Below are 13286 nucleotides of genomic sequence, written 5' to 3'. Positions count from 1 at the left end.
TGGGCGCTGACGGGATCGAACCGCCGACATTCTGCTTGTAAGGCAGACGCTCTACCAACTGAGCTAAGCGCCCTTAACGTCTTCATCGTTTGTGAGGTGCATTATAGAGAATCTTTAACAGGTGTCAAACGCTTTTCGACAACTTTTCAAAAAAATGCGAATGAATGATTAAAAATAAGTCATTATTAAGTAAAAAACAATTTTTTGTATTTTATTTAAGCACTTATTTTAATATTTTGATCATTCAGCTAATTAAATAAGAATTTTTAAAATCTTATTTTAGGTTAAAGATTGCTCAGACAAATAAACCAATGCATCTTCAGCGACTAAATCAAACAACTCAATAATTTCCTCATTACGCATTCGAATACATCCATGTGACATGGGAACACCCATCGGTTCTTTATCAGGTGTGCCATGAATATAGATATAACGCTGCATGGTGTCATGTCCTTCGCCTTTATTAAAGCCTTCTTCTAAGCCATCTAACCAAAGAATACGTGACAATATCCAATCTCTTTCAGGGAATTGTGCTGCTAGTTCACTACTATAGACCTCCCCTGTTGGCTTACGTGCAATAAAAACCGCATTTTGAGGAGATTGTGCACCAATTTTTTTTGCAACCCTATGCCATCCACGTGGAGTCCTACCAGTATTCTCTTGCTCACCGATTCCGTTCTTTCCGGTAGAAATGACATAAAACTTATTATGTTTAGGCAAAGTTAATGTTTGATTTGCTAAATCGATGAGGACATCTGCTTCTTCGAGCTTAAATTGAGACATTGAACTTATTCTCTTATATCAACTCAAATACTTTGAGTTTAAGTAAAAATTTATATGAAGAACTTGTCTTGCGCCAAAATTAAAAGATTATCAATCTTTTAATTTTGGCTCAGGGCGTAGCCATAACCAAACTGCAACGATGAACAGGGTAGTATCAGTAAAAACCTTGACCCAAAGCGGTGCTGAAGTAAATAGCATTATAAGGCCACTGATTGCCATCATTATGCTTGCAATCCATTTGGCTTTACGTGGTACTGTACCATTGGCTCGCCAATCACGTAATGTTGGGCCATATTTGGGATGGTTTAACAACCAATCATCCATTTGTGGCCATCCCTTTGAAGCTGCCCATGCAGCCAGAATCAAAAACACTGTTGTGGGCATACCTGGTAAAATTGCTCCAATAATGCCTAGCGTGATAAAAATCACGACCAAAGAGCGCCAGAACAATGTTCGCATATATAAACCTTAACCTGCTGTTAGCGTTAGTATAAAGTGTTTTTCTAATATTGTTTGTTGATCCCTTATGAAATTAGGATGAATTACTCCGAGTATTAAATATATGAATATTGCCTCAGTGAAAACTTCCTATTTCGAACCATGGCTTCAATTTCAGCATCCTATCGTGCGACAGCTAGCTTTTTGTATTGCTAGTCCAAATTTACTTTGCCAATTACCAAAAAGTTTTTCTATACAACACGACTTTAAGCTGCACCCAACCGAAGTATGGGAAGAGCATTTCCAAAATTATTTACCACGGTTAAAAGAGCTCGATCAGTCACCAGAGCCTTTAATCCAGTTTTTATCTCAACTTAAAAGTACACGTTTAGGTTTACGGTTTGAGAATTTACTTTGGTTCTGGCTACAAGAGGATAATTATCATCCTTACCAACTGTTAGGTCATAGTATTCAAAAAATTGATGGAGCAAAAACTTTAGGTGAGCTAGATTTTTTAATTTTAAATAAAGAAACTCAACAAATTGAACATTGGGAAGTCGCGTTAAAATACTATTTGGGCGAGGCAGACTTACATTTAGAACAATGGATTGGATTAAACCGTCAAGATACTTTAAGCAAGAAACTTTATCATTTTACGAATAAGCAATTTCAATTTTCTGAGGCATTAAATTTTAGGATTCAACAACGTTTTGCGGTTTTAAAAGGACAACTCTACCTGCCACTTCAGTTAAATTCTCAAAAGTCGCTACCAGACTGGATAAATTTAAAGCGTCGTTTGGGATATTGGGGGACTACCATTCCCCATTCTTCTTTTTATCGATTGGAAAGACACGAATGGTTGTGTCCAAATAAAGAGCAGACTTCAAATCCTGCACATTGGTGGACAGACGGTCTATATTGTAAAAATAGTGAAGAGGTTTTGTTTTATATGTTTAGACATCTTTCGTACTTAAACATTAAGCCTCACCTGCAAAAATTAAGCTAATTAACAATAAGTTTTAAGCTTCTAGAAACATTTTATAACGTTTTTACTATTAAACAGTCATGTTTCTTTTTCCGTTTGTTTTTTAATCTAAATTTACTTCATTATTAAATTTAAACGGAGAAAATGATGAAAAAAGTTTTAGCTGCGTCTGTAATGGTTGCTGTTATTTTAACAGGGTGTAATACGTTTAAAGGTTTTGGGCAAGATGTTTCTAAAGCAGGTGATGCTGTAACAAATACTGCTGAAAAAACACAAGATAAAATGTAAGTTAGAGTTGTTACTTCAAAAACCTTATCATTCCGATAAGGTTTTTTTATTTTTACGTACCCATCCCCTAGAGATTCGCCTATTATATCGGACTATATTTCACCTGATCAGCACGCAATTTTCGGTATGAACCATTCAGACACTCTCTCGCTTAGCTTAGAACTGTTACAACAACCTTCTGTTACTCCTATTGATCATACATGCCAAACCATCATGGCAGACCGTTTAGCCAAAATTGGTTTTCATATTGAACCAATGCGTTTTGGTGAAGTTGACAATCTTTGGGCGCGTCGCGGAACTGAAGAACCTGTATTTTGTTTTGCCGGTCATACTGACGTAGTTCCGACAGGTAAGTTAGAAGCATGGAATTCAGATCCGTTTGTACCTGAAATTCGCGATGGAAAATTATATGGTCGTGGTTCGGCCGATATGAAAACAGCACTTGCAGCTATGGTCGTTGCATCTGAACGTTTTGTCGCAAAACATCCTGATCATAAAGGTTCAATTGCTTTTCTAATTACTTCTGATGAAGAAGGCCCTGCTATTAACGGTACGGTTAAAGTGATTGAGACTCTTGAAAAACGTAACGAAAAGATGACATGGTGTTTGGTAGGCGAACCTTCTAGTACCCATAAATTGGGTGATATTGTTAAAAATGGTCGTCGTGGTTCACTTAATGCCGTATTAAAAGTTCAAGGTAAGCAAGGTCATGTGGCTTACCCACATTTGGCGCGTAATCCGATTCATGAAGCATCACCAGCTTTAGCAGAACTGTGCCAAACTATTTGGGATAATGGAAATGAATATTTCCCAGCAACATCATTTCAGATTTCAAATATTCATGCTGGCACTGGCGCAACAAATGTCATTCCTGGTGCACTAGAAGTTACTTTTAACTTCCGTTATTCAACAGAAGTAACAGCAGAACAACTTAAACAACGTGTGCATGAGATTTTAGATAAACACGGTTTACAGTACGAAATCGTTTGGAATCTTTCTGGTTTACCATTCCTAACACCTGTGGGTGAACTCGTTAATGCAGCGCAAACTGCTATTTTGAACGTAACGGGTATTGAAACTGAGCTTTCAACGAGTGGTGGTACTTCTGATGGTCGTTTTATTGCTCCAACAGGCGCACAGGTATTGGAATTAGGTGTTCTAAACGCAACAATTCATCAAATTAACGAACATGTTGATGTACAAGACCTTGATCCACTAACTGATATTTATGAGCAAATTTTGGAAAATTTATTAGCTAAGTAAAAGTTAAGATCTAACGAATTGAAAAAGCGCCCTTTTGGGGGCGTTTTTATATTTAAAGTATCAATACATTCTTTTAAAATTTTAAAGATTATTTATATTCAATAAACTAGAAAATTAGTTTTAATAGAAATAGCTTAAAAAGCTGCTTTTGAATTCTTATCTATCCATTGCAATATAGTTGGCCAGACTTCTTTAGCAGCATTTTGGCTAAGTACAATTCGACTATGAGAATAATTTTCCAAGTTACTATTGGAATAGCCAAATTCTCGAAATATATTATTTTCATTTTCAAAAGCTTGCAAATATTTATAGCATCCTTTAGCAGGGGCAATAAATTTATCGCCAGTCCCGCAAATAGAATATATTGGAACTCTAATAGAGCTCATAAATTTTTTATAATCTATATCTTTAAATTCACTTATAAAATTTTCCTTTAAGTTCCAATTAAACCATGGACGCATCGTGTAATAAGTTTCATTTATTCGCCCCAACTTAAATTTATTAGCAGGAATCTGACCTAGACCTTTTACAACTAATTTTGCAGAAAACAATTTAATAAAATCAAAGGAATTATTTACTGCTCCAAATGCTTGGCAAGCAACAAAAGTAATACTTTGAATATTTTTTAAATATTCAGGATAATTAATTAAGAACATGGTTAAGCATAGCCCTCCACCACTGTGTGTTACACAGTGCAAGGAGGTTATATTAAAATGATGGCGAATGTAATGAAATGCAGTTTTATATTCATATAATGCAACAGTTTCAAAATTAAATGGTATATCTGTTTTTGGGCTAGTACCATGCCCTCGCCACTCTAAAATAAAACAAATACAACCATGATTTGCCAAATAATCTGCAATGCCTATACAAACAGTTTTATCCGAAAATGCACCATGAGATAAGAAAATTGCTTCTTTTTTTATTAGAGAATTATTTCTTTTAGAAATTTCCCATAAAGCAAATTCACCATGATCATCTGTTTTTAAAATATGTAGCTCTTTATGAATTGACATTTATTTTCTGCTATAGAAGATTTTATTCTAGGTTATTTCGCTATGATTAATATAATAAAATTAGGCTCATCCTTTAACTATAATTTCAATTTATCTCCTTTTAAAATTTAGTATGAGGCTTTATTAAAAGTAAATATGGGTAATTTCTTATATTTTAGCATTTGGAATACATATAAAATATAAATTTACGATATAAATAAAGCAAGCACTTCAATGATTTTTTAAACAAATAAATTTATATTCTATAAAAGAATTTCATCTATTTTTGATAAAAAAAGGAACTCAAAATGAGTTCCTTTTTTAGATATTTTATAGATGAAGTGAATTTTGAATATATTGCAAATTAGGAACATGGTAGCGTTGATTGTCCATACGAACGTATTTAAATACAGTTGAGTGCTGTAAAGACTCTTGTATATCTTCATTTTCATCTACGACTTCAGAAATACGCAGACGAACTGAAACTGGCATCGATTTACACACAAGTGCAAAACGTTGACTAATGTCTTCGCTTTCAATGACTAAAGCTACTGCTCGAGAATCTATTTCGTTGTGAACCGAATAAACAGGGAGTTTTACATCATGCCATTCAATACGCTTGATACCGTTTTTAACATCCATAGCAGATAACACTATATTTTGCGGCAATAGCATCGGCACTTGCTGATGACACTCGATAATATATGCATCAATAAAACCAGTTGAGACAGTAATTAAATGCTGAAGCTCTTGCTGGTCCATTTCATTAATTAAGGATGTACTTATATTACTTTTCATTAGGCAAGTCCTCCTTCAAATGTCATGAATAACGCATCAATATTGTGAAGTAAGTCTTCTTCTTGGAAAGGTTTACCCATGTATTGGTTAACACCTAAAGTAAATGCTCGTTCACGGTGTTTTTCACCAGTTCGTGATGTAATCATAATCACTGGCATATCTTGATGTAGATCATGATGTCGAACGAGGTTAAGTACCTCAAAGCCATCCATTCGCGGCATTTCAATATCAAGTAACATGAGATCTGGTTTAATATTTTCCAACTGCTCAATGGCATCAACCCCATCTTTAGCTGTAACTACATCATAGCCCTGACGTTCAAGTAAGCGAGACGTCACCTTACGTACAGTTACCGAGTCATCTACAATCATGATAAGACGTCGCTCGTCAGACTCGCGTTTTCTATAAATAGTTTCATTAAGCGATTTATGTGGGCGAGTAGATTGAATTTGGCGAGCAATATTTTGTCCATCTAAAATTAGACAAACTTGGCCATCACCTAAAATAGTTGCTCCTGCAATCGCACCAATGCTAGAGAATTGTTGTCCTATTGGCTTAACTACAATCTGTGCGCGTGAGCCAATCAGTTGGTCAATTAATAATGCGACGGTTTGTCCATTATTTGCCTTAATCATTAATACTGGTAATGAATACATCATTCCACTTAAGCGCGGAATTGGTTGATTACCAACAAACTCAGATAAATAACGTAATGGATAACGCTTATTTTCAAATTCAAAGAGCTCTTGTGCACTTCCGAAATATTGTTCTAATGATGCTGGTGAAACTCGTACAATTCGATCAATCTGAGCCAATGGAATTGCAAATTGCTGATCAGCAACTTTAACCATTAAAGCATCACTAACAGCTACTGTCGTTGGAACACGTATGGTAAAGACAGTTCCCTGCCCGTATACAGAGTCGACACTCACATGGCCACCTAAGGCCTTAATATCACTTTGCACGACATCCAGCCCTACACCACGACCTGAAATCTGAGTGACTTGATCGGCTGTACTTAAACCAGGATGGAAAATCAGCTGTAAAATATCTTGATGTTCTAATACTTGCTCTGGATTAATCAAACCAGACATTAACGCCTTTTGACGAACCTTCTCGATATCAATACCTTGCCCATCATCCTTAAATGTAACTACAACATCTGTACCTTGACGATGAATATTGAGTTCAATACGTCCCGTTTCTGGTTTCTGTGCTTGCTCACGTTGCGCACGGTCTTCTAGTCCATGGTCAATTGCGTTTCTAAGCATGTGCTCAAGTGGCGTAACCAAACGTTCTAACATTGTCCGGTCCAGCTCGCCTTCTGTATTATTAACAAAAAGCTCTGCTGGTCGATTTAACGCGGTAGAAGTCTGCCTCACAATTCTTTGCAGACGAGGCAACAATCGAGAAAATGGTACTAAGCGTGTTCGCATAAGACCTTCTTGAATTTCAGCCTGAATACGCGATTGCTGTACCAATAAACCTTCAGTGTCTCTGATCTTTTCAGATAATGTATTTTTAAAATCTACTAAATCTGATGCAGACTCGGCAAGAGACTTTGATAACTGATTTAATGAAGAATATTGGTCCATCTCTAAAGGATCAAATTCCGTATAACGTGAGTTCTCAATACCGTGTTTTGCAATAATTTGGGTTTCTAATTCGCCTTCCATTCGACGCAACTGATCTGCAAGTCGCTGAATAGCCAATTCCATTTCCGCTAAGGTATGACCAAATTGGCTTAAATCCATTTCAATTCGCGAACGGTTAATCGAATTTTCACCAGACAGATCAATCATTTTTTCAATTAAATCTGCCGAGACTCGAATCATCTCATTATTTTGATCAAGGCGTTGTGCTTGTTCCCACTCACCCATCATTGGCGGTGGTTCTGTACCGTCACCTTGCACAAAACTCATTACAGGTTCCGTGCTGAATAGATCAGTTCTAGTTAACTTACTAGGAATTTGAATTGCTGTTTCAATGAACTGGATATTTTCCAGACTTTGTTGTAAACCATCGAAGTGTTGATAATTTTGTTTAAAAATTGCCTCTTTTAACCAGACAATTGCACTCTCTAATAAGTTGTCATAAATATTTGAGCTGAAATGATGAAGCGCAAATTGTTCAAAAGCATTCTCAAGTTGATAAGCAATCGCTTGCACGGTTTCAAGTCCCAACATACGGGAACCGCCTTTCAAGCTGTGCACTGCCCTTTGTAGTTGAAGCAAGATACTACGGTTAGTACGTTGCTCGAACCATTGTTTTAATAGATGATCGGCCATTTCTAATAGTTCGGCCGCTTCCTCCATAAACGTCTGCTCGACAACAGTATTAATATCTTGATCTGGGATACTCTCTGTATGATTGTGATCAGCATAAAGAACGTGTAATTCGGTTTGCTCAACAAGTTGATTATTAGACTTAGCAATCTGCTCAGAACCAGAAGTTAACTCACTGAGGTTTAACGCCGTATTATTTATCGCTTCTTGTTGTAATACTTCAAAATTTAATTCAGGTATAACATACGTTTCAGGTTCTGTTTTGCTCTCTTTAATATGAGAATCAAATACCTGACCTGCATTTTTAAGTGCTTGAATAGTATGAGAAGCAGCATAATCTAGGTGCTGTTCACGCACTATTTGAAGACGGTCAGCCAAGTCATCTTGAACTAGTCGAATAAAATCAATGAGAGCAGACGAAGCTATCAACTGTTTTTGAATTAAACGCTCATAAATACTTTCTAACTCATGTGCAATTAAACCAATATAAGTTGCCTGAATCATATTTGCCCCACCTTTTAAGGTATGCAAATAACGCATCAGATTATTGAGAGCGGCAAAGTTTTCTTGATCATCAACCCAAAGATTAAGATCTGTATCCATTCCCTCAAGCAACTCATCGGCTTCTTCAAGAAAAATATCTAAAAGATCTGGATCAAAATGACGGTTTACATGCTCAGACGAAATAAATTGTCGATCTAGTTGTACACTCTGCCCTATGGTGACCTGATCAGTGAATACATTTTCTATCAGAGGATCATTCGCTGTTTGTTCAACTTCAGCATTAAACAATGGTTCAAAAACGTCTTGATGAGTTTCTAAAGATTCGGAATTAAGATTTGGAATATATTGAGTATATAGTTTTAGCTCGTCCAAGACATTTTGGTGTTGCTCAATGATACTTACTCTTTGTCCTGCGGCTAATGCATCAAATAACTGAATTAATTGTTGGTGCGCTTTTTGATAAATTTCAAAAACATAATCTGATTGCAATAAATCAGGTCGATCAAGCAATATGTCGTAGCTTTCTTTCAACTGGTTAGTATATTCATATAAACCAATCATTGCCTGCGACTGAGTGTGTTGCAGCAAAACATCTGCTTGTTCACTTAAACGTTCAAGATAATGAGGAAACTCTGTACGTATTCCCTTCTCAAAGTCTAATTCCGCATCAAGTAATTCAGCAACATTTAGCTGTAATAGCTGAGACACTAAACCATGTGGCGGCATGAGTGGGCTTGAATGCTCTCCATGCTGCTCCATGTAAGTATCCCAAACCTGATTAAATTTTTGTAGATCAGATTCCAATTGCTCAGTAGAGCAATGTGCAGCCAATAGATCTAAACTATTTCGAATAAACTGACGATAATCACGGAGTAATGAAACTTCTTCTGAATGAGAAGAAAGCTCTTCTTGTAATAGTATTTTAAATAAATGCTCAACTTTGGTACTAGCTTCAAAGATTGGTTCTACATGAGCCATGGCAGAGCTGCCACGTAATGTATGTAACGCACGTATTAGAGCATTATAACTTTCATGCTGATGTATTTCTTTTTCCAAAAACTGATCAATTGTCGCTAAGTGCTCTTCTGCTTCTTCCATAAATAAAATTAAGGTTTCAGCAAGAGTCTGTTCAGTTTCTATAGCAACTTCTGGAGTCAAAATAGTTAAAACTTCTGTAGATTCTGGTTCTAAGTCATTCGCTTCTAAACCAGTTTGAGTTTCAGCAGTAAGAATATCTGATAATAAAAGTTCGTCTAACGCGGGTTCTATACTTTGCTGTTGCTGTAATTGTTGTCCCAATAAAATTAGGGGCCTAAAGTCTAAGGTATGATCTTTTTTAGATTTGAAGTCATCTACTAACTTAAAGAAATAGAACTTAAATACCAACTGAACATATTGTTGGATGTCAGGAGTTAATCCGAGACTCTGATTGATTACCCGATTAAGCGTATCTTCTACAGTCCAAGCAAGCTCAGCAGAAGATTTGGCACCAATCATTCGCCCAGAACCTTTCAATGTATGAAAATGACGGCGGATTTCAGTAAGCGTAGCAATATTTTCAGATTGCATCCATTCGTGAATCAAAGATTGTAATTCAACAAAAATTTCTTCAATTTCTTCGATAAATATTTCAAGAAATTCATCGTCTTGTTGAGAGTAGCTATCTTCCGGTAGCATCATTGCTTCAGTTAAAGTTTTTAATATTTCTTTCATAGCAAAGGCTTCTTTTGCTTGTCTCCCAAATGGAGAAAAACGACAGAGTCAACACCAGAAAAATAGCTGTTTCCCCAATATTTATCTGGTGTTGTTAATACTTTTTAGAAGAATAGCGGTACTGAAACAGCTATTCTCATCCCTAATTTAATCAGGTAATTTAAAGTCCGTTACCGATTCACGTAATGACTCGGCCATGTTTGCTAATTCAGAAACAGAGCGCGCTGTATCGAAAGTTGCAGTGGTCGTTTGTGAAGTAATTTCTTGCACGACTGTCATAGTGGTCGCAATGTGGCTGGCAGATGCAGATTGAAGTTTTGCTGCATCAGAAATGCTGGCAATTAAGTTTGCCAAGTCACCCGATACTTTTTGAATTTCATCCAAGGCAATACCCGCGTCTTTTGCCAAGTTTGCACCACGCACAACTTCAGTGGTGGTTTGTTCCATCGAAATAACAGCTTCATTTGTATCAGTCTGAATTGTTTTAACCAGAGTTTCGATCTGTTTAGTTGCCGATGCAGAACGCTCTGCAAGACGCTGTACTTCGTCAGCAACTACAGCGAAACCACGGCCTGCTTCACCAGCCATAGATGCTTGAATTGCTGCGTTTAATGCAAGAATGTTAGTTTGGTCGGCAATATCGTTAATGAGCGATACGATGTTACCAATTTCTTGTGAAGACTCACCCAATCGCTTAATACGTTTAGACGTTTCTTGAATCTGTTCACGGATTGTGTCCATACCTTCAATTGAACGGTTTACCACTTGCGCACCATTAGAGGCAATTTGTACCGAACGCTCTGCTACCTCAGCAGACTCAGATGCATTTGAAGATACTTGGTCAATCGATTGCGCCATTTCATTCATTGCTGTTGATGCACCAGCAATTTCTTGAGCCTGATGCTCAGACGCCTCTGCTAATTGGTTCGTAATACTCTGCGTATCTTGCGTATAGCGAGCAACTTCTTGAGAGGTTTCATGAATACGGGATACAAGGTCACGTAGTTGGTCAATCGCAAAGTTAATCGAGTCGGCAATCGCTCCCGTAAAATCCTCAGATACGGTTGCATATGAACGTAAGTCACCATCTGCAAGATCGGCGATTTCATCAAGTAAACGTAAAATCGCGTTTTGGTTACGGTCATATTCGTCTTGTAATCGAGTAACACGTTGTTTATCCATCACACTACGTAATGTGATCAATTTAAATACTGAGAAGATTAAGCCTGCTAAAGAACTGATTAGCACCGCGCCTAACAATAAAGTAAGCCAGTTCTTTCTTGCTACATCAGATAAATGCCCCAAGTTATCTAACATCACATCTGATTTAGAGAAGATCTGAGAAGATGCCTGACGAACATTGACAATCTGGTTACCATTTTTTAATACCGTGGTAGCAGCAGATTTTAAGACTTTGTCATATTCAGATTTAATACTTTCTAATGATTCACGTAAAGCCGGATCTGCAATACGATCAACACCCAATTCAGCATTACCATTAAGTTCAGCATTTAAATACGTACCAAACGTATCAATGTCTACACCAAAATCGCTAGTCGATACATTACCATCGGTACCACTTAATACCGAGTTAATAGAACGTAAAATACGTTCGGCAATAAATACCTGGTTTTTAGCAATAATTACCTGACTACTTGGCAAACCTTGACGCGCCATTTGGTCAACCATCAAGTTATATTCTGCCTGAATCTCAGGAACGGTTTCGCTAATAGAGATGTTAGTGTCATATAGCTGGTTAAGGACTTTTTGATGTGCTGAAATCAAATCGATGTTTTTTGAAAGTTCAGTCCACATAACTTGAACTTTTTGATATTCATCAGTCGACTTACCGTGAATATTTTCAATCTCAAGTAAGTTTTCATTAAAGTCTTTTTGAGACTGCTGTAGCTTGGTGATTGCCTCTTGAGAGCCAGACTCAGTTGCTTCAGTTGCTTGTTTAGAAATCGTTTGAGATAACAAACGTAACTCACCGAGACTTCGAATTAACTGGTTATGACGTGGAACGTTATAGAACAGATAGGCTAGAGAAACTAATGCAAGAACAAAACATAAAAGTGCTGCATATAGGATTGGCTTGGACTTTTCACTTTCCCCAAATAAACTGGCAAACTGCTCAATTTTTGACTGGATTGTTGCAATAAAATTGACACCCGATTTTTCGGACGTAACCCGACTACTGCCTTTCTTTTTAAGCTTAAAGCCCATAGCTTTTCCCCAGAAAAATACTCTGTTTTCACAGCGTAAAAATTAGTTTATAAATTTTGTCGATGCATTCATGTAATGTGGGTTTTGCAATAAACGACTAAATAAAAAGACATGCCAATGCTGGTTATGTTGATGAAAATAACCTTGGCAATATTCTTTTAGATTTTCCTCTAAGTCTAAGCTTTGAGAAAAAAAACTTTTTTTATTAAAGTGCTGAATCCCCAAAACCTGATCCACGACCAACCCCACATACTGGTCGCGATGGCTAATACACAATACTTTTTGAGTTGACGAAAATGAACTTCGTTGCCCTAAAATAAAATGCGCCAAATCAGACACTGAAAGTAATCTTCCTCGAATATTTGCCAATCCCTTTACCCAACTTTGGGTATTTGGAACTGGTGTATATTTTGGCGGATAGATTACTTCTGACACTTCCCCAAGTGGTGCGACGAAGTATTGCCCTCTCATTTCAAAAGCAATTCCTGACCATCGCTGTGCTTCATTTTGAATTGAAGCGTAATTCTTATTACCCCGTTTAGACAAACGAAGTAACTCGATAAATCCATTCGCTGCCATACTCGATCCTATAAAACGGGTACAAAATGCCCGTTATTTATGTTTTTATGGATGGATGAGTTAATTTAGAAATTGTTTAATTACATCGATCAATTGATTTTCTTCGATTGGCTTAATCAAATAATCGATCGCACCTTGACGCTTGCCCCATACACGGTCAGTTGCCTGATCTTTAGTACTCACAATAACAACAGGGATATGCTTAGTGTCTTCATCACGAGTAATCTGACGTGTTGCCTGAAAACCATTTACACCAGGCATTACAACATCCATCAACACAAGATCTGGTTGCTCTGCTTTTGCAAGAGTTACACCATCTGCACCATTTGATGCTTCAAGCACGTCATAACCATGTTTGGTTAGGATTTCTTTAAAACGAAAAGTTTCTGTTGGTGAATCATCTACAATGAGAATACGTGCCATTTTTTT

At 36.9% G+C, this 13286-nt stretch carries 11 protein-coding genes and 1 tRNA gene; 3 read left to right on the top strand and 9 right to left on the bottom strand.

The window, feature by feature from the left end:
• The 3 genes from RMA94_RS01950 to RMA94_RS01940 form a co-directional block, all read right to left on the bottom strand.
• A tRNA-Val gene (locus tag RMA94_RS01950) sits at nucleotides 1-73 on the bottom strand.
• 206 nt (nucleotides 74-279) lie between these two features.
• Entirely contained in the window at nucleotides 280-783 is a 504-nt protein-coding gene (gene elsL, locus RMA94_RS01945; RefSeq protein WP_032005430.1) for a cell wall-recycling L,D-carboxypeptidase ElsL, read from the bottom strand.
• Nucleotides 784-873: 90 nt separating this feature from the next.
• Nucleotides 874-1242 (bottom strand): YbaN family protein, encoded by a 369-nt coding sequence (locus tag RMA94_RS01940; RefSeq protein WP_032005984.1) that lies wholly within the window; start codon nucleotides 1240-1242, stop codon nucleotides 874-876.
• A 103-nt stretch (nucleotides 1243-1345) separates the two neighbouring features.
• Here RMA94_RS01940 and RMA94_RS01935 point away from each other — a divergent pair, with 103 nt between their 5' ends.
• The 3 genes from RMA94_RS01935 (at nucleotide 1346) to dapE (ending at nucleotide 3757) form a co-directional block, all read left to right on the top strand.
• Nucleotides 1346-2227, top strand: coding sequence for a DUF1853 family protein (locus tag RMA94_RS01935; protein WP_311081631.1), 882 nt, complete (start codon nucleotides 1346-1348; stop codon nucleotides 2225-2227).
• A 123-nt stretch (nucleotides 2228-2350) separates the two neighbouring features.
• A complete protein-coding gene (locus RMA94_RS01930; protein ID WP_014207555.1) occupies nucleotides 2351-2494 on the top strand; it encodes an entericidin A/B family lipoprotein in 144 nt (47 codons plus the stop codon).
• A gap of 126 nt (nucleotides 2495-2620) precedes the next feature.
• Nucleotides 2621-3757 (top strand): succinyl-diaminopimelate desuccinylase, encoded by a 1137-nt coding sequence (dapE, locus tag RMA94_RS01925; RefSeq protein WP_311081630.1) that lies wholly within the window; start codon nucleotides 2621-2623, stop codon nucleotides 3755-3757.
• A gap of 134 nt (nucleotides 3758-3891) precedes the next feature.
• On the opposite strand, the gene RMA94_RS01920 is transcribed toward dapE, so the two are convergent.
• The 6 genes from RMA94_RS01920 to RMA94_RS01895 all read right to left on the bottom strand — a co-directional run bounded on the left by RMA94_RS01920 (nucleotide 3892) and on the right by RMA94_RS01895 (nucleotide 13280).
• Nucleotides 3892-4773 (bottom strand): alpha/beta fold hydrolase, encoded by an 882-nt coding sequence (locus RMA94_RS01920; RefSeq protein WP_086399661.1) that lies wholly within the window; start codon nucleotides 4771-4773, stop codon nucleotides 3892-3894.
• A 309-nt stretch (nucleotides 4774-5082) separates the two neighbouring features.
• On the bottom strand, nucleotides 5083-5550 hold the full coding sequence (locus tag RMA94_RS01915; protein ID WP_197738970.1) for a hypothetical protein: 468 nt from the start codon (nucleotides 5548-5550) through the stop codon (nucleotides 5083-5085).
• Nucleotides 5550-10052: an Hpt domain-containing protein gene (locus tag RMA94_RS01910; protein ID WP_311081628.1), complete on the bottom strand. Its 4503-nt coding sequence runs from the start codon at nucleotides 10050-10052 to the stop codon at nucleotides 5550-5552. Before RMA94_RS01910 ends, RMA94_RS01915 begins: the two co-directional genes overlap by 1 nt.
• Nucleotides 10053-10199: 147 nt before the next feature.
• Entirely contained in the window at nucleotides 10200-12278 is a 2079-nt protein-coding gene (locus tag RMA94_RS01905; protein ID WP_311081625.1) for a methyl-accepting chemotaxis protein, read from the bottom strand.
• Nucleotides 12279-12320: 42 nt separating this feature from the next.
• Nucleotides 12321-12857 carry a chemotaxis protein CheW gene (locus RMA94_RS01900; protein ID WP_311081623.1) on the bottom strand — a complete coding sequence of 179 codons (537 nt, stop codon included), beginning with the start codon at nucleotides 12855-12857 and terminating at the stop codon, nucleotides 12321-12323.
• 60 nt (nucleotides 12858-12917) lie between these two features.
• Nucleotides 12918-13280, bottom strand: a complete 363-nt coding sequence (locus tag RMA94_RS01895; RefSeq protein WP_002116220.1) for a PleD family two-component system response regulator — start codon at nucleotides 13278-13280, stop codon at nucleotides 12918-12920.
• Between the last annotated feature and the right edge of the window lie 6 nt (nucleotides 13281-13286).

This window comes from Acinetobacter sp. V115_6 (assembly GCF_031799025.1).
Lineage (GTDB): Bacteria > Pseudomonadota > Gammaproteobacteria > Pseudomonadales > Moraxellaceae > Acinetobacter > Acinetobacter pittii.
This window is presented reverse-complemented; position numbering and strand designations above follow the sequence as displayed.